This window comes from Streptomyces sp. NPDC050211 (assembly GCF_040656035.1).
In the GTDB taxonomy this organism is placed as follows: domain Bacteria; phylum Actinomycetota; class Actinomycetes; order Streptomycetales; family Streptomycetaceae; genus Streptomyces.
Genome location: NZ_JBFALC010000072.1, coordinates 21,653 through 45,630, shown reverse-complemented (window position 1 = coordinate 45,630; position 23,978 = coordinate 21,653). Strand labels below are relative to the sequence as shown.

Sequence of the window (23,978 nt, the reverse complement as noted above, 5' to 3'; positions counted from 1 at the left end):
GGTTGTTTGGCCGTCATTCGTCTGCGGCGCCGTCGTGGCTGGTCGCGCAGTTCCCCGCGCCCCTTCGGGGCGCGGCGCCCTCCGCACCACGGCCCTCCGCCCTGCGGGACGCGCTCGTCCTCGTGAGCCTGCCCCTCGTCGCGGCGCTGGCGCTGCCCGCCGCGTTCGCGGGTGGTGGCACCCGGCGCTGGTTCGGCGGGCGGGCCGAGAACCAGCGGGCGGAGGCGCAGGCTGCGAAGGACGCCGCGGCCGCCGCGTTCTACGAACTGGACACTGCCCAGCGCGACCTGCGGATCTCGATCGAGACGATCACGGCGGTCGACGACTCCCCCGCCGCCCGGCGCGCGGTGGGCGACTTCGAGGCGCTCGGCCGGCGCATCGACGAGGCCAGCCACCAGTACATCAACGCCGTCGACGCCCATGACCTCGACCGCGACGATCTGGAGGCGTCGGTGGCGGCACGCGCGCGTGCCGAGCTGACCGCCGCCAAGGACGAGTTGGGGCGGGTCAAGCAGGACCTGGACCGATTCGCGGACGGACTCGGGCCGCTGCTCGGCAAGGCCGAAACCCAGCTCGCCCGGCTCGCCCCCGCGGTCGAGCGGGCCCGGCAGGGACTGCTGGCCGCGTCGAACGCGCTCGATGCGGTACGAGAATCAGGGCTGAAGGCGGACGACCTCGCCGCCCGTCTCGCCGCCCTCGGCTCGGACCTGACGAAGCTCAACCAGGGCGCCGGACAGCACGGCGTCCCGCAGACCCTGGAGCGCGCCGAGCGGGTCGCGCGGGCGGCCGAGACGATCAAGGTGGAGGCCGAGCGACTCCCGGAGCGGGCGGCCGAGATCGATCACCGGCTGGTCTCGCTGCGGACCCGCGCACAGGCGCTGACCACCCGGTCCGGGCAGGTCGACCCGGTGCTGAGCGAGCTGCGGCGGCGGTTCGTGGCGGCATGCTGGCAGGACCTCCAGCATGTGCCGGAGCAGGCCGGGGAGAACGTACGGCAGGCCGAGCAGAAGCTGAAGGAGGCGCAGACCGCGCGCGACGAGCAGCGCTGGCCGGACGCGACCGCGCTGCTGTCGACCGTGCGGGCGCTGCTGAACACCACCGACGAGTCCGTCTCCGCCGCCGGCGACCGGCTGCGGCGGCTGAACGCGGTCCAGAAGGACCCCCAGCAGGAGATCGACCGCACCCGCTTCGCCATCCGCGACGCCCAGCGGCTCGCCATGGCCGGCCGCAACACCCCCGACCCCCGGCACGCCCGCCCGCTGGACGACTCCGTGGCCCGGCTGGAGCGCGCGATCACCACGCTGGAGGGGCGGCACCCCGACTACTGGCACTTCCTGACGGAGACGGAGGCGGTGCGGCGGACGGTGGCGCGGGTGGTGGCGCAGATCCGGGAGGAGCGGGGGGCTGCGCCGCACTGACCGTTAATCTGTGCGCATGCCTCGTTATGAGTATCGGTGTCGGACCTGCGGTGACAGGTTTGAATTGAGCCGGCCTATGGCTGAGTCCTCGGCCCCGGCGGACTGCCCTGCGGGGCATGAGGACACGGTGAAGTTGTTGTCGACGGTTGCGGTCGGAGGTACGGCCAGTACGGCTTCGGCTCCGGCTCCGGCCGGTGGGGGATGCTGCGGTGGGGGGTGCTGCGGCTAGCTGGGCGGCTGCGAGTGCGTTGGGGTTGATCGCGCAGTTCCCCGCGCCCCTTTTACGGCGCTGTCGTGCGGGTTGCCTTCAAGAACTCCCGCAGGATTCGTTCCCCCGCCAGCACGCCCCTTTCCTGCAACGGGGTGATCGCCGGAGCGGTCCAGTCCGCGTCGGCCAGCTCGCCGTGGCCCGGCCGCCAGCCCTGGTCGGCCGCGAGGAGCAGGTCGGCGTCGAGGAGGGAGTCGCCGGCCGCGAGGGTCAGATCGGCGCCCGTGCGGCGGGCCAGCTCGCGCATGGCCGCGCTCTTGGTCAGCGGCTTCGGGACGGCGTAGATCTTGCGGCCCTGGAGCGACACCGTCCAGCCGCGGTTCTCCGCCCAGACCGCCAGTTCCTTCACCCACTCCTCGGGCAGCAGCTCACGCTCCACGACCAGGTAGGCGAAGAGGTCCTCGGCGACCCGGTGCTTGCGCACCCACAGCGGATCGGCCGTCTCCATCAGGTGGTCCCGCACCTCCGCGAGCGACGCGCACTCGTCCGCCAGCCGGGCCGTCACCCGCGCATACCAGTCCGGGTCGGAGACCCCGTCCACGAGCAGGTGCCCGCCGTTCGCGCAGATCGCGTATCTCGGCGCCGGGCCGGGCAGGTTGATGCGCTCGTACTGCTTACGGGTGCGGGTCGTGGTCGGTACGAAGACCGCCGCGTCGCCCAGTTCCGTCAGCAATCCGGCCGCCGTCTCCGTCATGTACGACAGCGGCTTGCTCTCGTGCACCTCGACGCAGAGCAGCCGGGGCGCCCGTGGGTCCGGCATGGTCAGGGCGAGGGCGCCTGCGGAGTAGATGAGCGTGCGGTCGAGGTCGCTCGCGACAAGCACCGGCATCAGACCGTCACCGCCCTGCCGTCGGCGCCCGTCGCACCGCGCGTGTACTTGGGGTGGATCAACCCCACGCAGGTGTACGGGAGTTCGGCGACCTCTTCCACCGGGACACCTCTCTGTTCGGCCAGCAGTCGTACGTGGTCCAGGTCGGCGCCCGCCCCGGCCCGCGCCAGGATCTTCCACGGCACGCGGCGCAGCAGCACCCGCGTCGTCTCGCCGACGCCCGGCTTGACGAGGTTCACGTCATGGATGCCGTACTCCTCGCTGATCCGCTCGACCGCCGCCCAGCCCTCCCAGGTCGGCGAACGGTCCGCGGACAGCAGCTCCTTGGCGAGCGCGTCCACCGCGTCCGCCACCTCCGGGAAGCGCGCGGCCACCCCGTCCAGGAAGTCCACCGACACATCCGCGCCGGCGAGTTCGCGGTAGAACTTCGCGCCGTGGTAGTCGTTCGGCCCGACCAGGTCCGCGCGCAGCACCGTACGCGAAATCAGGCCCGACACCGTCGAGTTGAGGCAGGCGGACGGGATGAGGAAGTCCTCCCTCGTGCCGTACGTCCGCACACACGAGCCCGGATCGGCCAGCACCGCGATCTCCGGGTCGAAGCCGGACACCCCCTCGGCCTCCTCGAACTCTCGCAGGGCGTCGGCGAGTTCGCGGGTGATGGCGCCCTTGCCGGTCCAGCCGTCGACGAACACGACGTCGGCGGGGTCGTGATGCGCCGCCAGCCAGCGCAGGGCGTTCACGTCGATGCCGCGGCCGCGCACGATCGACACCGCGTAGTGCGGCAGGTCGAGGCCGTGCCGGTACTCGGCCCAGCGGCGCATCAGGACACCGACGGGCGTGCCGGCGCGGGCGAGGGACACGAGGACCGGTCGGGGTGATCGCTCGGCGAGCACCAGCTCGGTGACCGCGCCCACCGCCCGCGCGATCCGCGCCGCGGACGTGTCCAGCGCCGCGTGGAACAGCTCCTGGTACTGCTCGCTCGGCTGGTACTCCACCGGCAGCGACTCCGCGTAGTGCGCGCCGCCGCTCTGGATGGCCTCCTCGCGCTCCTCCGTCGGCGCCTCCAGCGTCACATCCGAGAGATCCTGCAGCAGCCAGCCGACCTCCTCGGGCGCGTACGAGGAGAAGGCGGGGCCGCGCAGGGGCTCGGGCAGCATGTCGGGCCTTTCGGGGACGAGCGGGGGCTCGGGGACGTACGACGGCACGACCGCGAGCAGGACGTGCGGGGTGTGCGCGGCGAGCCGGGCCAACAGGCCGTCGGGCGCGTGCAGTTCCGGGGTGTCGGCGGTGGAGTCGACCACGGCGATCACGGCGTCGAATCCGGCGCCGGCCACGTTGTACGCGTAGCGCTCGCCGGGGCCGTCGGCCGGGGCGTCGTGGGCGGGGAAGACCAGGCGGGTGCGGATCGCGTAGCCGGGGTCGTCGACCGCGAGGACGGGTGAGCGGGTGGTGGTGGAGTAGCGCACCTCCGTATCCGACGCGATCTGCTCCAGCTCACGGGCGAGCCTGAGCGGGGCGTACATCAGCTCCTCGAAGCCGAGGATGTGCACGCGGCGCGCGTCTTCCGGCAGCGCTTCGGCGAGCCTCGCCGCCATCGTGGGGAGGGCGCGCTCCAGGCGTATTCGGTGCGAGGGGGTGAAGCCGTGGCGACCGCCGTCGGGGAGGCCGGGGGGCCAGTGCAGGTCGACACGGGTGATGTGGGGGTGGGTTCGGTTGTCGTCCGGGTGCGGGCCGACCGGCCACGACGAACCCGCAGACGACGGACCACCCACCGCGGCACTCTCTGCCTCGTACCGCGCCACCAGCTCCTGCCCCTTCTCCAGCACCCCCTCCGGCAGCCGTACGGTCCCCGAAGCGGCCGCCACCAGGTCAACCCGCGCGCCGATCTCCCTCGCGAAGTCCTCCAGCCGCCCCGCATTCGCCGCCGACCGCATGTCGACCAGGGCGACGATCACGTACCAGCGGCGCGGATACCGCTCGTGAAGATCCCGGAGGGTATTCAGCACCGTGTTACCCGTCGAGAACTCGTCGTCGACCAGCACCAGCGGCCCATCCCCGGCCAGCAGCGCCGGGTCCTCCGGCAGCAGCAAATGCGACGTGGCGTGGGAGTGGGACTCCTCGAAGCCGCCGGCGGGGGCGATGCCGGGGATCGGGCGGCGGGTGGAGTGGAGGTAGGGGGCGAGGGCGAGGCCGTCGGCTACGGAGTGGCCGAGCCCGGTCGCGGTCTCGGCGTAGCCGAGGACCACCGCGCGGCCCGCCTCGTCGTCGCCGAGCAGCTCGCGGACCCGGCGGCCGAGTGCGAAGCCGGCGCCGTACACCACGGACGGTGACTGCGGTACGTGCTTGCCGAGCACGTTGGAGACCAGCAGATGCGCCCGCTTGGGGTTGCGGCGCAGCGCGAGCCCCAGCAGGCCGGTCAGCTCGTCGTCGCCGACGAGTTCGACGCCGAGCCGCTCGGCGACCCAGCTGCCGGTCCACACCTGGTCCGATGCCCCGTTGTTCACTGCCCTGTTCATGCGTCCCTTGTTGTTCAAGCGGATTCAGCCGGATCCTGCCGGTTCAGCCGGGAATTCCGGCGGCGAGCAGTTCGACGAAGCCGATGTCCTCGTTCGCCACACCGAAGACCTCGGCGCGCATCATGGTCCTCTCGGCCCATGCGCGATGCGGCTTCACTTCATTCATTTTGTTCGTGTACGCCGACCTGAGCACACCCCCGCCGCCCCGCTCGGGCCGCAGGATGTCCTGGGCGTCACTGAACTCCTCGTGACTGACCACGGAGAGTGCGTGCACGGGCAGGACGTGCGAGGGGTGGATGCAGGTCTTGCCGAGCAGGCCGTTGGCCTGGTCGAGGGTGATCTCGCGCAGCAGCCCGTCCATGGAGTGCTCGATCAGCGCCTCACGCAGCTCCTCGGCCTGCCCCTCCAGGAAGGGGCTGCGGCGCAGCTGGGGCTTGAACATGCGTTCCTGTACGCGGAAGTACTCCCACACCGGCCCGGTCACCGTGAACCCGGTGCCGTCGACGCGTCCCAGCATGTTCACCACGTCGGCGATCACGGAGGCGACGATCTGGACGTCGTACGCCGTCATGTCGGGGGCTCTGCGCAGGCCGTACGAGGAGCAGAAGTCGGTGACGCCGAGGCGCAGCGCCAGCACCCGCACGCGGTATTTGTCGACCGCGCGGAAGATGCCCTCCAGGGTCTCCACGCGGGACTCGCGGTACAGCAGCTCGGGCGATTCGAGCACCGGCATGGCGAACAGACGTCGGCCGCTCGCGCTCTCGGCGCTCTCCAGGGCCTCCAGGAAGGGGATGCCGCGTTCCTCGGTGAACTTCGGCATCACGAATCCGGACAGCAGCCGGGCGGCGGGGCCGAGGCGTCGTACCAGGTCGGGGATCTGCTCGGGGCTACGGACCCGGATGAAGAGAAGGGGCGGGTCGGCGTCTTTCTGCCCGGCCAGGTCCGTGAACTGCCGTACGAGGTTCTCCTCGGCGTCCGGGACCTCCGAGTCGTCGATCGAGTCCTCAAGGCACAGCACCATCGAGACCACGCCGCGGCCGGCCTGCTTGAGGATGTCGTCCGCGAGGCGGGGCCGGGTGGCCGGACTGTAGAGCGTGGCGCCCAGGGCCGCGGAGAGCAGCCGCGCTGCGGAGTCGGCGCTGAAGTCGCACGGCTCCTGGTGGAAGAGGCGCTGCCGCACCTCCGGGGCGATGTGCCCGAAATGACGCATATGGACTCCCCCGTGACGGCTGGGCAACCTGTGACATGTGAAAGGTGGCCGGTAATAGTACGTAGAGGCCTATGTCTGGGGTTCCCGCAGGGCATGAATTTCAGGTAACGCGGGTCGGCACAGCCCGTATGGGATAAGTACCCCCGCGTTGTCGTGACCAGGACCGAGAGGGCAGGATGACCGCATGACGCACGCGATGCTGAAGGGGTCGAACGTCCCACTCAATGCCACCACGGTACGTGCCGTGGTGCGCTGGACGCCCGGGCAGGGGGTCCCGGATGTCGATGCCTCCGCGCTCCTCCTCGGCCCCGACGGACGTGTGCGTTCCGACGAGGATTTCGTCTTCTACAACCAGCCCCGGCACCCCTCCGGGACGGTCTGGCGGCTCGGCAAGAAGCGGGTCGCCGAGGGCCCGACCGACACGATTCAGACAGATCTCACCGGTGTCGAGGCCGACGTCAGCCAGATTCTGCTGGTCGCATCGGCCGATGGGGTCACCTTCGACCGGGTACGAGGGCTGCGCATCGCGCTGTATGACGCCGCCGTCGCCGACGGTGAGCCGCTGGCCTACTTCGACATCAAGCCCGAGACCGGCCGGGAGACCGCGCTGATCTGCGGTGAGCTGTACCGGCGTGGGGAGGGGTGGAAGTTCCGGGCGCTGGGCGAGGGCTACGTGGAGGGACTGCAGCGGCTGGCGTCCGACTTCGGGATCTCGGTGGACGAGTCGGAGGCGGCGGAGGAAGCGGCGGCGGCAGCTGCGGCGACCGTTCAGGCGGCGCCCCCGACGACCGCTCCGGCGCAGCCGTTGCCGCCGGAGCAGCCGGCCGGGGTGCCCGCGCAGCCTGCGTACGGGTATCCCCATCCGACCAGCCAGCCCGCGTACGGCTACCCGCAGCCGGTGACCGCCGCGCCGGACAGCGACTTCCGACTGCCGCCGCAGGGGCCCCAGTTCATCGGCCGCTAGTTGTCGTGCGGGCAGGGTGGGTCGCGCAGCCCGGCGCTGACGGGGTGCCGCCTGCGCCCACCCGTGCCGCCCCAGGCGGCACGCATGCCCGCAGGCTACGTAGCTAGCGTTCCGCCTTTGTCTTGTAGCCCCTGCCCCACTGCAGGCCCCACCCGTACAACCGGTCCAGTTCCGCCTGGAAGCCGTAGACGAACTTCACCTCGCGGCGGACGATCATTTCGCCCTTGATGTTCTCGATCATGACGACGGCGCAGGAGCGGGCCTGGGGGTGGCGTTCGTCGAGGCCGATCTCGATGCGGGGGCCGTTGCTGGGGTAGAGGGTGACGATGGCGTGGGTACGGTCGAACGCCGGCGTCTGGTCGTAGATGTAGACGAAGACCAGGATGCGTTTGATGGCCTCACGATGGTCGAGGTTGACGTAGATCGTCTCGCCGGACGCCGACCCGAACCGGTCGTCGCCGCTGAGCTTGACGTACGGCGCCGAGTTCACGTCGCCGAAGAACCCACCGAGCGGCTGGACGACCCCCTTCGTGCCGTCCATCAGCTCATACAGGCAGCCGAGGTCCAGGTCGACATTGACCATGCTCTGGCTGTGCCCGAGCACCTCCGGCGGCTTGAGCGCCTTGAAGGGGTGCCGCAGCAGACTCTCCCGCTGGGAACCGCCGATGTCGGAGGTCCGCATCCGCCAGGCCAGATTGATGCGCAGATGCCCGGTGGCCGCGTCCTGCTTGGTCAGTGAGACCTGACTGTGCCGCTTCGTCAGCTCGATCGCATTGCTCGCGGCGCTGCCCGAGTCGAACCCGGCCTCGCGCCGACCGCGCCAGAGCAGTCCGTCCAGCAAGCCCATTTCCCGCCCCCACGTCCACATAAAGTCCGGCGGGGCGGCCACGAGGACTCGCCTCGAAGCCGCCCCGCACAGAGCGTTCCTCACCTACAGCGGTGTCACACCCCGGACGAGACCTCAGTCTTCTCGTCCGAGCCGGCTTTTCCCTCGGCCGCCGCGAGTGCGCGATTGCGGCGGACGGAGGACCAGAAGGACCAGCCGATCAGGATGACACCGATGGAGCCGGTGATGAGCTCGCTGATCTGGTACTGGATGGTGATCAGGAGGATCGCGGCGAGCGCGCCGATCGCGTAGTGCGCGCCGTGCTCCAGGTAGACGTAGTCGTCGAGGGTGCCCTGGCGGACCAGGTAGACCGTGAGCGACCGGACGTACATGGCGCCGATGCCGAGGCCGAGCGCCATCAGGACGATGTCGTTGGTGATGGCGAAGGCGCCGATGACGCCGTCGAAGGAGAAGGACGCGTCCAGGACCTCGAGGTAGAGGAACATGAAGAACGCGGCCTTGCCGGCCAGGACGATCGCCGGGCGTGGCTTGCCCTCGCGTTCCGCCGCTTCCTCCTGCTCGTGCTCACGCTCCTCCTCTTCCTCGAGCTTGTCCTCGAAGTAGCCGGAGAGACCGCCGACGATCATGTACGTGATGAGACCGGCGACACCGGAGAGCAGAACCGTCTCTGCCTTGTTCGCGCTGCCGGCGTGCAGATGGGCGTGGGTCGCGAATGTCATGGAGGTGGCCAGCAGCACGATCAGCGCGATGCAGACCGACAGCATGTCGACCTTGCCGAGCTTGGCCAGCGGCCGCTCGATCCAGCCGAGCCACTTGATGTCGCGGTCCTCGAAGATGAAGTCGAGGAAGATCATCAGCAGGAACATACCGCCGAAGGCCGCGATCGACGGGTGAGCGTCGGTGACGAGCTGTTCGTAACGGTCCTTGTCGGTCAGCGCGAGGTCGACGGCCTCGATCGGACCCATCGAGGCGCTGACGGCGACGATGACGACAGGGAAGACCAGCCGCATACCGAAGACGGCGATGAGAATGCCGATCGTGAGGAAGATCTTCTGCCAGAAGGCATTCATCTTCTTCAGGATGCCGGCGTTGACGACTGCGTTGTCGAAGGACAGCGAGATCTCAAGGATGGAGAGGATCGCCACGATACCGAAGGCGGTCCACCCCCCGATGAGGACCGCCGCGACGAGGCCGAGCGCGGTGACCGCGAACGACCAGCCGAAGGTTTTCAGAACCACTGGCTACCCAATCCCTTGTGTACGGGGTGTACGGGTCTCCCCCGCGCCGCACCCGGCTTTACGAAACGTTGACTCCAAAGTCTAGAGCGATGCCCCGCAGCCCCGACGCGTACCCCTGTCCGACCGCTCGGAACTTCCATTCGCCCTGGTAGCGGTAGACCTCGCCGAAGATCATGGCGGTCTCCGTGGAGGCATCCTCACTGAGGTCGTAGCGGGCGAGTTCCTGGCCGTCGGCCTGATTGACCACGCGGATGAAGGCGTTGCTGACCTGACCGAAGGTCTGGCCACGCTCGTCGGCCATGTGGATCGAGACCGGGAAGACGATCTTCTCGCACTGGGCCGGCACCTTGGAGAGGTCGATCAGGATCGACTCGTCGTCGCCCTCGCCCTCACCGGTGAGGTTGTCACCGGTGTGCTCCACCGAGCCGTCCGGGCTCTTGAGCTGGTTGTAGAAGATGAACCACTCGTCACCCATAACCCGTCCGCCGCTGCACATCAGCGCGCTGGCGTCGAGGTCGAACGGGGCTCCGGTGGTGGAGCGAGCGTCCCAGCCGAGACCGATCAACACCTGAGTGAGGTTCGGTGCGGCCTTGGACAGGGAGACATTTCCTCCCTTGGCGAGCGTGACGCCCATGATCCTGGTCCCTCCCCGAGTGAAGCCTGTGCGGTTGTACGGAGTCCTGTGCGCCCGGCGCCGTACTCAAACGGTGCGGCGCCGGGCGGGTGAGGCAGTCGGACCGGCTCAGACGTTCACACCGAAGTCCTGCGCGATGCCGCGCAGGCCCGAGGCGTAGCCCTGGCCGATGGCGCGGAACTTCCACTCCGCACCGTGCCGGTACAGCTCGCCGAAGACCATGGCGGTCTCCGTCGAGGCGTCCTCGGAGAGGTCGTACCGGGCGATCTCGGCGCCGCCGGCCTGGTTCACGACGCGGATGAACGCGTTGCGGACCTGGCCGAAGGACTGCTGGCGGTTCTCGGCGTCGTAGATCGAGACCGGGAAGACGATCTTCTCGACGTCCGCCGGGACGCCGGCGAGGTTGACCTTGATCTGCTCGTCGTCGCCCTCGCCCTCACCGGTGAGGTTGTCACCGGTGTGCTCCACCGAGCCGTCCTGGCTCTTCAGGTTGTTGAAGAACACGAAGTTGGCGTCACTGCTGACCTTGCCCTCCGCGTTCGTGAGGATGGCGCTGGCGTCGAGGTCGAAGTCGGTGCCGGTGGTGGTACGAACGTCCCACCCCAGACCGACGATGACCGCGGTGAGACCAGGTGCCTCCTTGCTCAGCGATACGTTGCCGCCCTTGCTGAGGCTGACTCCCACGAGTCCTCCCAATGGTGTCCAGGGGCGGTCAGCCCCGTTTTGTGCGTTGGTATCGGATCAACGTCTCGATCCTAGTGAGGGGTTCCCGGACCCCGCAGGCCCTGGAACCGAACAATCACAGGGTGTCGAGCGCCTTCACGTACTCGTTCAGGTCACGGGCGTCCGGCAGACCGTTGACGACGGTCCAGCGCACGACGCCTTCCTTGTCGATGACGAAGGTCCCGCGCACCGCGCAGCCCTTGTCCTCGTCGAAGACGCCGTAGGCGCGCGAGGCCTCGCCGTGCGGCCAGAAGTCGGACAGCAGGGGGTACTCCAGGCTCTCCTGCTCGGCGAAGACGCGCAGGGTGTGGATGGAGTCGTTGGAGACGGCGAGCAGCTGGGTGTCGCGGTCGGTGAACTTCGGCAGGTTGTCGCGCAGCTCGCACAGCTCGCCGGTGCACACGCCGGTGAAGGCGAACGGGTAGAAGAGCACCACCACGTTCTTGTCGCCGCGGAAGTCGGACAGCCGCACGGTCCTGCCGTGGTTGTCCTTGAGCTCGAAGTCGGGTGCCTTGTCGCCGACCTGGATCGCCATCGTCGTAGAACCCTTTCGGTGGGGCTGTTCGGGTGGTGAGAACACCCTATGCAGCGTCCACTTCGGGCCGTCGGACGGGCTGAGTGAATTCATTCAGCCCGTCCGCCGTTCGGGGACGAGGCCGGGTTACTTCTTGGACTTGGCGGCCTTGGGCGTCACCAGCCGGCTGCCGCTCCAGTCCTTGCCCACGCTGACGCTCTTGGACGCGGACAGCCCTGCCGTGGTCGCGGCTTCAGAGATGTCGCTCGGCTCAACGTAGCCGTCGCGGCCGGTCTTCGGCGTCAGCAACAGGATCGAGCCGCCCTCTTCGATGTACGTGGTGGCGTCCACCAGCACATCCGTGAGGTCGCCGTCCTCGTCGCGGAACCAGAGCACCACGGCATCGGCGACGTCGTCGTAGTCCTCGTCCACAAGGTCACTGCCGATCACTTGCTCAATGGCCTCGCGGAGCTCCTGGTCTACGTCGTCGTCGTAGCCGATCTCCTGGACCACCTGCTCGGGCTGGAACCCCAGCCTGACGGCAGGGCTCGTCTCCGCGTGGTCCGCGGTCGCGCTCACGGGTTGCCTCCTGATCATGTCTTGGTGAATATCTCAGCCACGCGCGTGCGCGAAGCATTGGCCGTAGTCCACACGGGCGGGACGGATCGCGCAAGTACCCGGCCGTTCAGACCGCCGAAACGGTGACGATCCTGGCTGTCTCGCCGCAACTCCCGGCAGGACGCCCCAAGCCGTTCGTGACATACGCCACACCTTTCTGCCCTCTTTGCGCGTTTGGGAACCCTATAGGAGCGTCAAGCTTGGGTTACCTCGAAGTAGAGATGACGTTTGGCATGCCGAGGTAGACGATGGTGGACGGTGCTGGGCACCCGCAAACCCCGAAAAGCAGCCCTCCGACAGGTAAGGAACACCGTGGCTTCCGGATCCGATCGAAACCCGATCATCATTGGCGGCCTTCCGAGTCAGGTTCCTGACTTCGATCCCGAGGAAACCCAGGAGTGGCTCGACTCCCTCGATGCCGCCGTCGACGAGCGCGGCCGGGAGCGGGCCCGCTATCTGATGCTGCGGCTGATCGAGCGGGCCCGCGAGAAGCGCGTGGCCGTGCCCGAGATGCGCAGCACGGACTACGTCAACACGATCGCCACCAAGGACGAGCCGTTCTTCCCCGGCAACGAGGAGATCGAGCGCAAGATCCTCAACGCGACGCGCTGGAACGCCGCGGTGATGGTCTCGCGTGCCCAGCGTCCCGGCATCGGCGTCGGCGGGCACATCGCCACCTTCGCCTCCTCCGCCTCGCTCTACGACGTGGGCTTCAACCACTTCTTCCGCGGCAAGGACGAGGGCGACGGCGGCGACCAGGTCTTCTTCCAGGGGCATGCCTCCCCGGGCATCTACGCCCGCGCGTTCCTGCTGGACCGCCTGAGCGAGCAGAACCTGGACGGGTTCCGGCAGGAGAAGTCGAAGGCGCCGCAGGGGCTGTCCAGCTATCCGCATCCGCGGTCGATGCCGGACTTCTGGGAGTTCCCGACGGTGTCGATGGGCCTCGGCCCGATCGGCGCGATCTACCAGGCGCGGATGAACCGCTACATGGAGGCGCGCGGGATCGCGGACACCTCCAAGTCGCATGTCTGGGCCTTCCTCGGGGACGGCGAGATGGACGAGCCGGAGTCGCTCGGCCAGCTGTCCATCGCGGCCCGTGAGGGCCTCGACAACCTGACCTTCGTCGTCAACTGCAACCTGCAGCGCCTCGACGGCCCGGTACGCGGCAACGGGAAGATCATCCAGGAGCTGGAGTCGGTCTTCCGGGGCGCCGGCTGGAATGTGATCAAGCTGGTCTGGGACCGCACCTGGGACCCGCTGCTCGCCCAGGACCGCGACGGTGTGCTGGTCAACAAGATGAACACCACGCCGGACGGCCAGTTCCAGACGTACGCCACCGAGACCGGCGCGTACATCCGGCAGCACTTCTTCGGCGACGACCACCGGCTGCGCGCGATGGTCGAGAACATGACCGACGACCAGATCCTGCACCTGGGCCGCGGCGGCCACGACCACCAGAAGATCTTCGCGGCGTTCTCGGCGGCCAAGGCGCACAAGGGCCAGCCGACGGTGATCCTGGCCAAGACGATCAAGGGCTGGACGCTGGGCCCGAACTTCGAGGGCCGCAACGCCACGCACCAGATGAAGAAGCTGACGGTCGACGACCTCAAGCGCTTCCGGGACCGGCTGCACCTGCCGATCGCCGACAAGGAGCTGGAGAGCGGGGTTCCGCCGTACTACCACCCGGGGCGGGACTCCGAGGAGATCCAGTACATGCACGACCGCCGCAATGGACTCGGCGGTTACGTCCCGACGCGCGTCGTGCGCTCCAAGCCGCTGACGCTGCCGGAGGACAAGACGTACGCGACCGTGAAGAAGGGCACCGGCCAGCAGTCGATCGCGACGACGATGGCCTTCGTACGGCTCCTCAAGGACCTCATGCGGGACAAGGAGATCGGCAAGCGGTTCGTGCTGATCGCGCCGGACGAGTACCGCACGTTCGGCATGGACTCGTTCTTCCCGAGCGCGAAGATCTACAACCCGCTGGGCCAGCAGTACGAGGCCGTCGACCGTGAACTGCTCCTCGCGTACAAGGAGTCGCCGACCGGGCAGATGCTGCACGACGGCATCTCCGAGGCGGGCTGTACGGCGTCGCTGATCGCGGCGGGTTCGTCGTACGCGACGCATGGCGAGCCGCTCATCCCGGTGTACGTCTTCTACTCGATGTTCGGTTTCCAGCGCACCGGCGACCAGTTCTGGCAGATGGCCGACCAGTTGGCGCGCGGCTTTGTGCTGGGTGCGACGGCGGGCCGTACGACTCTGACCGGTGAGGGTCTGCAACACGCCGACGGGCACTCGCAGTTGCTGGCCTCGACCAACCCGGGCTGTGTGGCGTACGACCCGGCGTACTCGTACGAGATCGCGCACATCGTGCAGGACGGGCTGCGCCGGATGTACGGCAGCGACGCGGAGCATCCGCACGGCGAGGACGTCTTCTACTACCTCACCGTCTACAACGAGCCGATCCAGCACCCGGCCGAGCCTGCCGACGTCGATGTCGAGGGCATCCTCAAGGGCATCCACCGGATCTCGGCCGGGACCGCGGGGTCGATTCCGGCGCAGGTCATGGCGTCCGGGGTCGCGGTGCCGTGGGCGCTGGAGGCGCAGCGGATCCTCGCCGAGGACTGGAACGTGAAGGCCGACGTGTGGTCGGCGACCTCCTGGAACGAACTGCGGCGCGAGGCCGTGGCGTGCGAGGAGCACAACCTGCTGCATCCCGAGGAGGAGCAGCGGGTGCCGTGGGTGACGCGGAAGCTGAGCGGAGCCGAGGGACCGTTCGTGGCGGTTTCCGACTGGATGCGGGCGGTTCCGGACCAGATCTCGCGCTGGGTGCCCGGGACTTACCAGTCGCTGGGGGCCGATGGCTTCGGGTTCGCGGACACGCGGGGAGCGGCTCGGCGGTTCTTCCACATCGACGCGCAGTCGATCGTGGTGGGCGTGCTGACCGAGCTGGCGAAGGAGGGGAAGGTCGATCGGTCGGTGCTGAAGCAGGCCATCGACCGGTACCAGTTGCTCGATGTCTCGGCCGCCGATCCCGGGGTTGCTGGGGGCGACGCGTAGCGCTGCGCGCAGCTTGGTGGTTGAAAGGGCGGTGGGGCCTGCGGCTTCACCGCCCTTTCACGTTCCCTACGATGCGGGCATGGAGGAGCAATCGGCGCAGGAGCGTTGGGAACAGCGCACCCAGCGGCCTTTGATGGTGCTTGCCGTGCTGTTCGCCGTCGCCTATGCCGTGCCGATCGTGGACACGTCCGCGGGGCGCTCGCTGACGGTGGCCTGCGCGGTGGTCGAGTGGGTGGTGTGGGGGGCGTTCGCCGCCGACTATCTGGTGCGGCTCGTACTGGCGCGGCACCGGGCGGAGTTCGTACGGCGGCACTGGCTGGACCTGTGTGCGGTGGTGCTGCCGCTCGTGCAGCCGTTGCGGCTGCTGCGGGTCGTGTCCACGGTGTTGCTGGTGGGGCAGCGGGCGCGGATGGCCTCGCAGATCCGGTTGACGACGTATGTCGCCGGGGCGGTGGTGGCGTTGCTGATGTTCGGGTCGCTTGCGGTGCTGTCGGTGGAGCGGGAGTCGCCGAACGGGAACATCAAGACGCTGGGTGACGCGGTGTGGTGGTCCTTCACGACGATGACGACCGTGGGGTATGGCGATCACGCGCCGACCACTGGGCTGGGGCGGATTCTGGCGGTCGGGTTGATGTTGTCCGGGATCGCGCTGCTGGGTGTCGTCACGGCGAATATCGCTGCGTGGTTCATTGCGCGGTTCGAGTCCGATGACGTGGAGGAGCGGCGGCAGACGGAGGCGATCGCCCTGCTGACGGAGGAGGTTCGGGCGTTGCGGGCGGAGGTCGCGGCGTTGTCGGGGGCGGCGGGGGTTGTGGTGCCGGGGGGTAGGGACGGGCAGCGTCAGTAGTCGCGTTGCCCGGGGTGTTGGCTGAGGCGGAGTGGGTCGCGCGGCCCGGCGCTGACGGGGCGCCGCCTGCGCCCACCCGTGCCGCCCCAGGCGGCACGCATGCCCGCAGCTTGGCGGGACGGCAGCCCGCCGCCTGCCGGGTGGGCCGCCGCCCCAGGCGACACGCATGCCCGCAGCGTGGCGCCCCGTAGGTTTGCGCTTAGAGGAAGCCCTGGCCTGGGGTTGTTGTGCCTGCTAGCCAGAGGATGGCCAGGAGGGTGTCGATCGTGCCGAGGACCAGGGCGATGAGGGCCGGGAGTGGGCGGGCTGTTGACCAGGTTCGGCCCATGGAGAGCCAGCCGCAGGCCATGGCCACGGGGCCGAGGATGATGCCCAGGGTGAAGAAGCCGGCGATGGCGCAGATCGCTCCGATGATGCCGAGGGTCGCGCGATCCGGCCCGGTCCGTGACCACGTCCGGCCACGTGAGCGGGGGTACCTGCGCGTTCCGTGTCCGAAGCCCGCCATCTCAACTCCCGGGGCCCGTCGATCGGTTCGGTCGGCGGACGAGTACCCCCGGTTGCGTTCCTAATCCTGCGGGACTGCGGCGCGCCGCCCCCCTCCGGCAGCGCGCCGCAGTCCCGGTCGCCCTTCTCGTCGTACGAACTTGCCTCTGGAACATGCCGCACGAAGGACGTGACCACTGTGAACCGCGGCGCGTGCCGGGTGCGAGGAATCTTTAGCGCTGTCACCCTGATGGGCGAAATCGCCTTGCATTCCGCGGTGTTGAGCGCCTAGATGTGGGCCGCCCCCGCTCCCGCCTCCGCGTTCTCGCCCCGCTTGGTGAGGAACGCGACCAGCACGGCCACCGCGGCGACTCCCGCCGCCACCAGGGACGCCAGGCTCATGCCGGAGATGAAGGTGTCGTGGGCAACGTCGGTGATCTTCGCGGCGATCGCCTCCGGCGTGCCCTTGGCGATCGGGGCCATGCCGACCTGGACCGCCTCGGAAGCCTGGGCCTCCTGCGCCGGGGTGAGCTGCGGAAGGCCCGCGTCCGCCCAGTTGCCCGCGAGGTCGCTGTCGACCTTGGAGGCCATCACGGCGCCCAGCACGGCCGTACCGAGGCTGCCGCCGATCTGCATCGCGGCCTGTTGGAGGCCGCCCGCGACGCCGGAGAGCTCCATCGCGGCGTTGCCGACGATGACCTCGGTGGCGCCGACCATGACCGGCGCGAGGCCGAGGCCCAGGAGCGCGAACCAGAGGGACATCAGGGCGCTGCTCGTGTCCGTCTCCAGCGTGGACATGCCGTACATGGCGATGGCGGTGCACGCCATGCCGCCGGCCAGCGGCACGCGCGGGCCGAGCTTGGTGATCATCGCGCCCGCCAGCGGGGAGCCGACGATCATCATGCCGGTGAGCGGGAGCAGGTGCAGGCCGGCGCCGATCGGGCCCATCCCGTGCACGTTCTGCAGGTAGAACGTCACGAAGAACAGGCCGCCCATGAACGCGATGGCCATCAGGACCATCAGGACCACGCCCGCGGACAGCGGGATCGAGCGGAACAGGGCCAGCGGGATCAGCGGTTCCTTGACCCTCTTCTCCCACAGCGCGAACAGCACGAAGCCCACGACCGACACCGCCACGAAGAGCCAGGTCTTCCCCGCGCCCCAGCCCCACTCGGGCGCGTTGATCAGCGCCCAGACCAGGCAGAACATCGCGCCCGAGAGCAGGCCGATGCCGAGGATGTCGAAGGAGCGCGGCGCGTTCTCGGCGCGGTGGTCGAGGAGGATCCACACGCCCAGCGCGACGGCCAGGATGCCGACGGGCACGTTGATGAAGAACACCGACTGCCAGTTGACGTGCTCGACGAGGACACCGCCGAGGATCGGGCCGCCGGCGGTGGAGGCGCCGATGACCATGCCCCAGATACCGATGGCCATGTTGAGCTTCTCGGCCGGGAAGGTGGCCCGCAGCAGGCCGAGCGCGGCCGGCATCAGCAGGGCGCCGAACAGGCCTTGCAGGACGCGGAAGGCGACGACGAGCCCGATGCTGCTGGACAGGCCGATGGCGCCGGACGCCGCGGCGAAGCCGACGACGCCGATCAGGAAGGTCTGGCGGTGGCCGAAGCGGTCGCCGAGCTTGCCCGCGGTGATCAGGGAGACCGCGAGGGCGAGGAAGTAGCCGTTGGTGATCCACTGGACCTCGGCGAAGGTGGCGCCGAGGTCCTGCTGGATGGCCGGGTTGGCGATGGCCACGATGGTGCCGTCGAGGGCCACCATCATGACGCCGACGGCGACGGTTATGAGGGTGAACCACGGGTGGCCGCGCAGCCCCTTGGCCGGGCTGGCGTCCGACGGGGCTTGTGGTGCTTTGTCCCCCGGCCCCGTCTTGTCGATGGTGGTCTGACTAGTCATGCGTTCGAGGCTAATGACAGCCACTGACAATTGACAAACCAATTCACAAGACGGTAACTGACACACATGGAAACACTGCGCGAACGCAAGAAGCAGCGCACCCGGGACGCGCTGCTACGCGCCGCGCTCGAACTGTTCACCACGCGCGGGTACGAGCAGACGACCGTCGACGACATCGCCGAGGCCGTCGAGGTCTCGCAGCGCACCTTCTTCCGCTACTTCGCGAGCAAAGAGGAGGCCGCCTTCTTCGCCGCTCGCCTCGCCGAGTCCCGCTTCGTCGAGGCCGTACGGGCCCGCCCGCCCCACGAGGCTCCGCTGGAGGCGCTGCGCCGGGCCGTCCTGGAGAGCTGGGACACCATCGGCGAGGCCATCGAGGAAGTGGTGCCGCTCGAACTCCACATGCGCATCTACCGGATGATCGAATCGACACCCTCCCTGCTCGCCGCTCATCTGGGGCGCTCGGCGGAGCTGGAGGAGGAAATCGCCCGCATCATCGCCGAGCGCGAAGGGCTCGACGTGGACACCGATCCGCGACCACGTCTCGTCGTGGCGGTCTTCAGCTCGGTCATCAGGGTCACGGAGCGCATGTGGTCAGAAGGGGACGACTTCAGCCTGACGGCGATGCGCGAGCTGACCGCCACCTACCTGGAACAACTGGGACCGGCGCTGATGGGGAACTGGCGAACGAACTGAGGTCATCGTCACGTAACCCCCAAACGTGATCCCCGTCACTTGGTTAACGCGAGACCGTCTCGTTCTCCTAGTGTGTCCTCCCAGTGACTTCCTTCGACACCTCTCCCCAATTGAACGTCTGGCGCGCACTGCTCGCGCTGGCCGTGGTGTTCGTGATGCTGGCGACCACGGGCTGGACCGCCCTGCGCCACCAGCGGACGTCCACCCCGCTCCAGGCTTCGGTCACCGCGTGGGAGGACGGCCGTATCAACGGTCACCGACTCCCCGACCCGGACGCCGGTCCCGCCCTGCTCAGCCGCTTCTTCGCCACGCTCACCGCGGCGCAGCGCATCGACCTCGCGCAGCGCTACTCCCTCGCGGTCGGCAATATGAACGGCGCCCCGGTCGAGCTGCGCTACCGCGCCAACCGGATCGCCATCGACCAGGCACGCAAGGTCGAGCGAAAACGCATGCACGACGAACGCCTGACGCCCGACGGGCAGCAGGAGGCGGGGCGTCGTATGCACCGCCTCGAGTCGCTGATGCAGGCCGAGCGCAAGATCCTCGCCTTCGACCCCGCGGGCGGGGGGCGGGTCGCCGAGGTCTTCGGCAACCTGAACAAGGCCGAGCGCGTCTCCGTTGTCGTGCCCGGTGTCGACACAGACCTGCTCTCCTTCCAGAAGACGGCCCGCAAGTACACGGCGACCGCCGGTATGGCCGAATCCCTCTACCACGCCGAACGCGAGGCGAGCCCCTCGACGCGTACGGCCGTGATCGCCTGGGCCGACTACACCACCCCCGCCGGTCTCGGCATCGAGTCGGCCACCGCGACACGCGCCACCGAGGGAGCCGTACGACTGAACTCGCTGGTCAGGGCGTTGCCCGGAGCCTCGGCCGTCTCGCTGTTCTGCCACAGCTACGGCTCCGTGGTGTGCGGACTCGCCGCGCATACGCTGCCGGGCCGGGTGGCCGACATAGCCGTGGCCGGCAGCCCGGGCATGCGGGTCGCCAAGGCGTCCCATCTGCGCACCTCCGCTCATGTATGGGCGATGCGGGACGCCGACGACTGGATCGAGGACGTGCCGTATCTCGAGCTCGGCGGGCTGGGGCACGGTGCCGATCCGATGTCCCGCGCGTTCGGGGCGCGGGTGCTGGGGGCACGGGACGCGAAGGGACATGGCGGCTATTTCGAGCCCGGTACGGAGAGTCTGCTGAACTTCGCCGAGATCGGCATTGGCGCGTACCACTCGGTTCACTGCGCCGACGATGACGAAGGCTGCCGGGCGGGTTTGTCCGACAGCGCCACGGCCGGACGCGCGTAGAGGCGCAAGAAACTGCGGTTTGCGCGGGGAGGGGACGAAGGAGCTCGTGCCGCATACGATGAGCCGCATGGGTGACGTACTGGCCGGATTTCATGCCGCCTGGGAGTTCGAGTCCGACTCCGTGCTCATCCGCTACGAACGGGGGATTCGAACACCCAAGCTGTTCCAGGTGCTCGGCGAGCGGCGCGTGCCGCTCGCAGCTCTGCAGGGGGTGACGCTCACCCACGGCAAGCGCGGCACGGTGATCCTGCGGGCCGAGCCGCGGCCGGGGGCGGATCCGCTGCTGGAGGCGGCCGCCGGCCAGCTGAAGGAGGGCAGCGATCCCTACCGCCTTGTGCTGCCGGCCGACAAGGAGACGCTGGCCGAGTACTACGCCGACGAGCTGCGGGCCGCGCTGACCGAGAGCGGGCCGGCGGAACGGTATCTGGTGGCCGCGCCAGATGCTCCGCGGGCCTTCAAGGCGTACGACGCGAAGGCGTCCTTCGACGGGCGTTCGGTGTCGTTCCGGTGGTTCTGGACCGGGGCGTCGTCCGCGAAGTGGAAGGCCGGGGACCAGACGTTCGCCGTCGGCGACCTGAGTGGGGTCGAGTGGCGGTCGCCGGAGGTCTTCGAGGGGTATCTGCGGTTGCTGCGGCGCGATGCGGCTGTGCCGCCGCCGGCGCAGGCCGATCAGGATCCGGGGGCTGTGGTGTTCGGGTTGGGGTACGGGCCTGTGCATGAGTCACTGCCGTTCGCGGCGGCTGTACTTGCCGCCGTGCGGGAGTGCGGGCCCGTCGCCGCGGTGCCGGCGAGCGCGCCGAGGCGCGATCCCGCCGACATCGCCGAGCGGATCCGTCATCTTGGGGAGCTGCATCAGGCGGGGTTGGTGACGGATGAGGAGTTCTCGCTCAAGAAGGCGGAGTTGTTGGCAGAGCTTTAGCGTCTGCCGAGTGCGGTTGTAGGGCTGGTGCGGGCCGTCCGTGGCTGGTCGCGCAGTTCCCCGCGCCCCTAAGGGCGTTGCACTACTCCCTGCCTGCCGATGTGAACGTCATGTCCGCGTACCTGTTTCCTGACACCTTTCCGGCGATCGGGTCCAGCAGCGCCAGGTCCTCCTCGCTCAGCACGATCCTCGTGGCGGCCGTGTTCTCCTCCACCCGGCTCGGCTTGCGGGTGCCCGGGATCGGGACCGCGGGGAGGCCGTGCTGGGCTGCCTGTTGGTGGACCCAGGCGAGGGCGATCTGGCCGAGGGAGGCGTCGTGGGAGTCGGCGACTGTGCGGATCGGGTCCAGGAGAGCCACGTTGGCGGCCGCGTTGTCGCCGGTGAAGCGGGGCTGCTGGCGGCGGAAGTCGTCGGGCGTCAGGTCCTTGTCGGCGGCGGCGAAGGAGCCCGTGAGGAAGCCCCGGCCGAGCGGGGAGTACGGCACGAGCGCCACGCCCAGCTCGCGGGCCGCGGGAATCACGTACGCCTCGATGTCGCGGCTGAACAGCGACCACTCGGACTGCACCACTGCGATGGGGTGCACGGCGTGGGCGGCGCGCAGTTCGGCGGCCGTCACCTCGCTCAGGCCCAGGTGCTTGACCTTGCCCTCGCGGACCAGTTCGGCCATGACGCCGACGGTCTCCTCGATGGGGACGTTCACGTCCCGGCGGTGCATGTAGTAGAGGTCGATGACGTCGACGTCCAGGCGCTGCAGGCTCGCCTCGACGGCCTGGCGGATGTACGGCGGATCGTTGCGGATGATGCGCCGCGTCGGGTCGTCCGGCGGGATCGACAGGGCGAACTTGGTGGCGATGACGAGTTCGTCGCGGTGGGCCTTGAAGAAGGGGGACAGGAACTTCTCGTTCTCCCCGGCGCCGTACGCGTCCGCCGTGTCGTACAGGGTGACGCCCAGTTCCAGCGCCCGCTCCAGGGTGGCCCGGGACTCCTTCTCGTCCGTCGGACCGTAGGCGAAGCTCATACCCATGCAGCCGAGGCCCTGGACGCCGACCTCGGGGCCGCCGTGCTCGCCCAGCCGGGTCGTGGGGATCCTGGTGCTGTCGGTCATCGGGGCCTCTCCGACGCCAGGGCACGCCCGGCGTCCGCGTAGAAGTTGATCTTCCGGTCGAGTACGGCGAGGGTGTCGTTCAGCTCCGCGATCCGGGCGCGTACGTCCCGTCGGGTCGCCTCGAGGAGTTCGTACCGTTCGCCGTAGGTGTGGTCGCCCTCGCGCACCAGCTCGGCGTACCGCACCATGTCGGCGACCGGCATGCCGGTGAGCCGGAGCTTGCCGACGAGGTCGAGCCAGTCCAGGTCGCGGTTGCTGTAGCGGCGCTGGCCGGTGTGCGAGCGGTCGATGTGCGGCATCAGACCGATGCGCTCGTACCAGCGCAGGGTGTGCGCAGTCAGGCCGGTGAACGCGGCGACCTCGCTGATCGTGTAGCTGTCCTGGCCGTCCGGCCGCCGATCGACGTGCGGCGGGCCTGCGCAGGTGTCGGTCCTGGTACTCGTGGTGTCCATCACCGTCATGGCCTCAACGCTATGGCCTTGGAGTGCACTCCAGGCAAGCCGACCGTGAGAAATCGGCAAGACTCCACGGGCTGTTGTCATTAGCGTGCGGGCCATGAGTCTCGTACGCCGTGCCACAGCCGAGGACGCGGAGGAAGTGCTCCGTCTGCGTCAGATCATGATCGATTCCGTGTTCTCCGCAGGGTCCGGTTCCACAGGGTCCAGCACGGACTGGCATACGGAGTCGCTCCCCACCCTCCGGGACCGGCTCGCCGACGCCGACGGGGACTTCGCCGCGTTCGTCGTCGACCATCCGGAGCGGCCGGGGGCCCTGGCGGCCCTGGTGGCCGGGACGGTCGAGTACCGCATCGGAAAGGCCGGGAATCCGCACGGGCGGGTCGGCTTCGTCTTCAGCGTCGCCACGGACCCTGACGCACGGCGCCGCGGGTACTCGCGCGCGTGCATGGCGGAGCTGCTGGAGTGGTTCCGGGAGCGGGGCGTCGGGCAGGTGGACCTCACCGCCTCCGAGGACGCCGAGCCGCTGTACGCCTCGCTGGGTTTCGCGCGCACGAAGGACCCCTTCATGCGCCTGAAATTCTGAGCGGCTTACGCTCGACGCATGTCCTTGAAGAGCCTCGCGTTGATCGAGAACTGGCCGGTTTCCACCGCCGCCGCGGCCGTCGTACGAGCCGACGGCACCGTCCTCGGGTCCCACGGCCCGACCGGACACCGGTTCCCCCTCGCCTCGGTCACCAAGCCGCTCGCCGCATACGCCGCCCTCGTCGCGTACGAGGAGGGCGCCATCGAACTCGACGAACCGGCCGGCCCGCCCGGCTCGACCGTCCGTCACCTCCTCGCCCACACCTCGGGACTCGCCTTCGACGAACACCGCGTCACCTCCGCACCCGGCGAGCGGCGGCTGTACTCCAACGCGGGTTTCGAGCAGCTCGGCGACCACATCGCGAAGGCCACGGACATCCCCTTCGCCGAGTATCTGCGCCAGGCGGTGCTGGAGCCGCTGGACATGACCTCGACGACGCTGGAGGGCTCCCCGGCGAAGGACGGCGTCTCGACCGTCGACGACCTCACCCACTTCGCCGCCGAGGTCCAGGCCCCCCGCCTCCTCGACCCCCGCACGGTCGCCGCGGCCATGACCGTCCAGTACCCGGGCACCAAGGGCGTCCTGCCTGGGTACGGACACCAGAACCCCAACGACTGGGGCCTCGGCTTCGAGATCCGCGACTCCAAGTCCCCCCACTGGACCGGCGCTTCCTCCTCACCGCGCACCTTCGGCCACTTCGGCCAGTCCGGTACGTTCCTCTGGATCGACCCGGACGCCCGGCTGGCCTGCGTCGCCCTCACGGACCGAGCCTTCGGCCCCTGGGCGGTCGACGTATGGCCGGCGTTCACGGACGCGGTACTCACCGAGGCCCGCTGAACTCC

The 23,978-nt window shown here is 69.1% G+C and carries 23 protein-coding genes; 10 read left to right on the top strand and 13 right to left on the bottom strand.

The genetic code is table 11. From position 1 onward, the window contains the following. Positions 1–101: 101 nt before the first annotated feature. The gene (locus tag AB0I98_RS41960; protein ID WP_362951149.1) at positions 102–1,418 is read left to right on the top strand and encodes a hypothetical protein; all 1,317 of its coding nucleotides are present in this window, start codon (positions 102–104) and stop codon (positions 1,416–1,418) included. A 16-nt stretch (positions 1,419–1,434) separates the two neighbouring features. Beyond that, entirely contained in the window at positions 1,435–1,647 is a 213-nt protein-coding gene (locus AB0I98_RS41955; protein ID WP_362951144.1) for a zinc ribbon domain-containing protein, read from the top strand. A gap of 52 nt (positions 1,648–1,699) precedes the next feature. On the opposite strand, the gene AB0I98_RS41950 is transcribed toward AB0I98_RS41955, so the two are convergent. From AB0I98_RS41950 to AB0I98_RS41940, 3 genes are read right to left on the bottom strand one after another with little or no spacing between them, the layout of a single operon-like run. Then, positions 1,700–2,515 carry an HAD family hydrolase gene (locus AB0I98_RS41950; RefSeq protein WP_362951142.1) on the bottom strand — a complete coding sequence of 272 codons (816 nt, stop codon included), beginning with the start codon at positions 2,513–2,515 and terminating at the stop codon, positions 1,700–1,702. Then, complete coding sequence (locus AB0I98_RS41945) at positions 2,515–5,031, bottom strand: phosphoribosyltransferase (protein ID WP_362951140.1); 2,517 nt, start codon at positions 5,029–5,031, stop codon at positions 2,515–2,517. The genes AB0I98_RS41950 and AB0I98_RS41945 overlap by 1 nt, the downstream gene beginning before the upstream one ends. A 43-nt stretch (positions 5,032–5,074) precedes the next feature. Beyond that, positions 5,075–6,241, bottom strand: a complete 1,167-nt coding sequence (locus AB0I98_RS41940) for an HpcH/HpaI aldolase/citrate lyase family protein (protein WP_362951138.1) — start codon at positions 6,239–6,241, stop codon at positions 5,075–5,077. A 184-nt stretch (positions 6,242–6,425) separates the two neighbouring features. On the opposite strand from AB0I98_RS41940, the gene AB0I98_RS41935 reads away from it, so the two are divergent. Next, positions 6,426–7,205, top strand: coding sequence for a TerD family protein (locus tag AB0I98_RS41935; RefSeq protein ID WP_362951136.1), 780 nt, complete (start codon positions 6,426–6,428; stop codon positions 7,203–7,205). A gap of 103 nt (positions 7,206–7,308) precedes the next feature. On the opposite strand, the gene AB0I98_RS41930 is transcribed toward AB0I98_RS41935, so the two are convergent. The 6 genes from AB0I98_RS41930 to AB0I98_RS41905 form a co-directional block, all read right to left on the bottom strand. Beyond that, complete coding sequence (locus AB0I98_RS41930; protein ID WP_362951135.1) at positions 7,309–8,052, bottom strand: Tellurium resistance; 744 nt, start codon at positions 8,050–8,052, stop codon at positions 7,309–7,311. 95 nt (positions 8,053–8,147) lie between these two features. Then, positions 8,148–9,290 carry a DUF475 domain-containing protein gene (locus AB0I98_RS41925; protein WP_362951133.1) on the bottom strand — a complete coding sequence of 381 codons (1,143 nt, stop codon included), beginning with the start codon at positions 9,288–9,290 and terminating at the stop codon, positions 8,148–8,150. Between the two features lie 58 nt (positions 9,291–9,348). Beyond that, positions 9,349–9,924 carry a TerD family protein gene (locus AB0I98_RS41920; RefSeq protein WP_328365386.1) on the bottom strand — a complete coding sequence of 192 codons (576 nt, stop codon included), beginning with the start codon at positions 9,922–9,924 and terminating at the stop codon, positions 9,349–9,351. A 108-nt stretch (positions 9,925–10,032) separates the two neighbouring features. Next, positions 10,033–10,608 (bottom strand): TerD family protein, encoded by a 576-nt coding sequence (locus tag AB0I98_RS41915; protein ID WP_033320773.1) that lies wholly within the window; start codon positions 10,606–10,608, stop codon positions 10,033–10,035. 115 nt (positions 10,609–10,723) lie between these two features. Beyond that, positions 10,724–11,182, bottom strand: a complete 459-nt coding sequence (locus tag AB0I98_RS41910) for a peroxiredoxin (protein WP_362951131.1) — start codon at positions 11,180–11,182, stop codon at positions 10,724–10,726. Positions 11,183–11,308: 126 nt separating this feature from the next. Next, a complete protein-coding gene (locus AB0I98_RS41905) occupies positions 11,309–11,740 on the bottom strand; it encodes a DUF3052 domain-containing protein (protein ID WP_020116104.1) in 432 nt (143 codons plus the stop codon). Positions 11,741–12,091: 351 nt separating this feature from the next. On the opposite strand from AB0I98_RS41905, the gene aceE reads away from it, so the two are divergent. Next, positions 12,092–14,839 (top strand): pyruvate dehydrogenase (acetyl-transferring), homodimeric type, encoded by a 2,748-nt coding sequence (gene aceE / locus AB0I98_RS41900; RefSeq protein WP_362951129.1) that lies wholly within the window; start codon positions 12,092–12,094, stop codon positions 14,837–14,839. Between the two features lie 79 nt (positions 14,840–14,918). Beyond that, positions 14,919–15,686, top strand: a complete 768-nt coding sequence (locus AB0I98_RS41895; RefSeq protein ID WP_362951127.1) for a potassium channel family protein — start codon at positions 14,919–14,921, stop codon at positions 15,684–15,686. Positions 15,687–15,885: 199 nt separating this feature from the next. Here the strand turns inward: AB0I98_RS41895 and AB0I98_RS41890 are convergent, their stop codons facing one another. Then, positions 15,886–16,191 (bottom strand): small hydrophobic protein, encoded by a 306-nt coding sequence (locus AB0I98_RS41890; protein WP_362951125.1) that lies wholly within the window; start codon positions 16,189–16,191, stop codon positions 15,886–15,888. 266 nt (positions 16,192–16,457) lie between these two features. Continuing rightward, complete coding sequence (locus AB0I98_RS41885; RefSeq protein WP_362951122.1) at positions 16,458–18,077, bottom strand: MFS transporter; 1,620 nt, start codon at positions 18,075–18,077, stop codon at positions 16,458–16,460. A gap of 66 nt (positions 18,078–18,143) precedes the next feature. On the opposite strand from AB0I98_RS41885, the gene AB0I98_RS41880 reads away from it, so the two are divergent. From AB0I98_RS41880 to AB0I98_RS41870, 3 genes are all read left to right on the top strand, one after another. Continuing rightward, complete coding sequence (locus AB0I98_RS41880; RefSeq protein ID WP_362951120.1) at positions 18,144–18,770, top strand: TetR family transcriptional regulator; 627 nt, start codon at positions 18,144–18,146, stop codon at positions 18,768–18,770. A gap of 83 nt (positions 18,771–18,853) precedes the next feature. Next, on the top strand, positions 18,854–20,071 hold the full coding sequence (locus tag AB0I98_RS41875) for an alpha/beta hydrolase (RefSeq protein ID WP_362951118.1): 1,218 nt from the start codon (positions 18,854–18,856) through the stop codon (positions 20,069–20,071). 58 nt (positions 20,072–20,129) lie between these two features. Then, positions 20,130–20,990, top strand: coding sequence for a DUF4429 domain-containing protein (locus AB0I98_RS41870; protein ID WP_362951147.1), 861 nt, complete (start codon positions 20,130–20,132; stop codon positions 20,988–20,990). An 82-nt stretch (positions 20,991–21,072) separates the two neighbouring features. Here the strand turns inward: AB0I98_RS41870 and AB0I98_RS41865 are convergent, their stop codons facing one another. Together AB0I98_RS41865 and AB0I98_RS41860 are read right to left on the bottom strand one after the other, a co-directional pair. Further along, positions 21,073–22,095 (bottom strand): aldo/keto reductase, encoded by a 1,023-nt coding sequence (locus AB0I98_RS41865; protein ID WP_362951116.1) that lies wholly within the window; start codon positions 22,093–22,095, stop codon positions 21,073–21,075. Beyond that, positions 22,092–22,556, bottom strand: coding sequence for a MerR family transcriptional regulator (locus AB0I98_RS41860; RefSeq protein WP_210573932.1), 465 nt, complete (start codon positions 22,554–22,556; stop codon positions 22,092–22,094). The genes AB0I98_RS41865 and AB0I98_RS41860 overlap by 4 nt, the downstream gene beginning before the upstream one ends. Positions 22,557–22,650: 94 nt before the next feature. Here AB0I98_RS41860 and AB0I98_RS41855 point away from each other — a divergent pair, with 94 nt between their 5' ends. Together AB0I98_RS41855 and AB0I98_RS41850 are read left to right on the top strand one after the other, a co-directional pair. Beyond that, positions 22,651–23,136, top strand: a complete 486-nt coding sequence (locus tag AB0I98_RS41855; protein ID WP_362951114.1) for a GNAT family N-acetyltransferase — start codon at positions 22,651–22,653, stop codon at positions 23,134–23,136. Positions 23,137–23,154: 18 nt separating this feature from the next. Then, on the top strand, positions 23,155–23,973 hold the full coding sequence (locus AB0I98_RS41850; RefSeq protein ID WP_362951112.1) for a serine hydrolase domain-containing protein: 819 nt from the start codon (positions 23,155–23,157) through the stop codon (positions 23,971–23,973). Positions 23,974–23,978 lie beyond the last annotated feature (5 nt).

Excerpts from the sequence above, each read along its gene's own strand:
- AB0I98_RS41955 (WP_362951144.1), top strand. The coding sequence starts at position 1,435 with ATGCCTCGTTATGAGTATCGGTGTCGGACCTGCGGTGACAGGTTTGAA.
- AB0I98_RS41950 (WP_362951142.1), bottom strand. The coding sequence starts at position 2,515 with ATGCCGGTGCTTGTCGCGAGCGACCTCGACCGCACGCTCATCTACTCC.
- AB0I98_RS41945 (WP_362951140.1), bottom strand. The coding sequence starts at position 5,031 with ATGAACAGGGCAGTGAACAACGGGGCATCGGACCAGGTGTGGACCGGC.
- AB0I98_RS41940 (WP_362951138.1), bottom strand. The coding sequence starts at position 6,241 with ATGCGTCATTTCGGGCACATCGCCCCGGAGGTGCGGCAGCGCCTCTTC.
- AB0I98_RS41935 (WP_362951136.1), top strand. The coding sequence starts at position 6,426 with ATGACGCACGCGATGCTGAAGGGGTCGAACGTCCCACTCAATGCCACC.
- AB0I98_RS41930 (WP_362951135.1), bottom strand. The coding sequence starts at position 8,052 with ATGGGCTTGCTGGACGGACTGCTCTGGCGCGGTCGGCGCGAGGCCGGG.
- AB0I98_RS41920 (WP_328365386.1), bottom strand. The coding sequence starts at position 9,924 with ATGGGCGTCACGCTCGCCAAGGGAGGAAATGTCTCCCTGTCCAAGGCC.
- AB0I98_RS41910 (WP_362951131.1), bottom strand. The coding sequence starts at position 11,182 with ATGGCGATCCAGGTCGGCGACAAGGCACCCGACTTCGAGCTCAAGGAC.
- AB0I98_RS41895 (WP_362951127.1), top strand. The coding sequence starts at position 14,919 with ATGGAGGAGCAATCGGCGCAGGAGCGTTGGGAACAGCGCACCCAGCGG.
- AB0I98_RS41890 (WP_362951125.1), bottom strand. The coding sequence starts at position 16,191 with ATGGCGGGCTTCGGACACGGAACGCGCAGGTACCCCCGCTCACGTGGC.
- AB0I98_RS41885 (WP_362951122.1), bottom strand. The coding sequence starts at position 18,077 with ATGACTAGTCAGACCACCATCGACAAGACGGGGCCGGGGGACAAAGCA.
- AB0I98_RS41880 (WP_362951120.1), top strand. The coding sequence starts at position 18,144 with ATGGAAACACTGCGCGAACGCAAGAAGCAGCGCACCCGGGACGCGCTG.
- AB0I98_RS41870 (WP_362951147.1), top strand. The coding sequence starts at position 20,130 with ATGAGCCGCATGGGTGACGTACTGGCCGGATTTCATGCCGCCTGGGAG.
- AB0I98_RS41865 (WP_362951116.1), bottom strand. The coding sequence starts at position 22,095 with ATGACCGACAGCACCAGGATCCCCACGACCCGGCTGGGCGAGCACGGC.
- AB0I98_RS41860 (WP_210573932.1), bottom strand. The coding sequence starts at position 22,556 with ATGACGGTGATGGACACCACGAGTACCAGGACCGACACCTGCGCAGGC.
- AB0I98_RS41855 (WP_362951114.1), top strand. The coding sequence starts at position 22,651 with ATGAGTCTCGTACGCCGTGCCACAGCCGAGGACGCGGAGGAAGTGCTC.
- AB0I98_RS41850 (WP_362951112.1), top strand. The coding sequence starts at position 23,155 with ATGTCCTTGAAGAGCCTCGCGTTGATCGAGAACTGGCCGGTTTCCACC.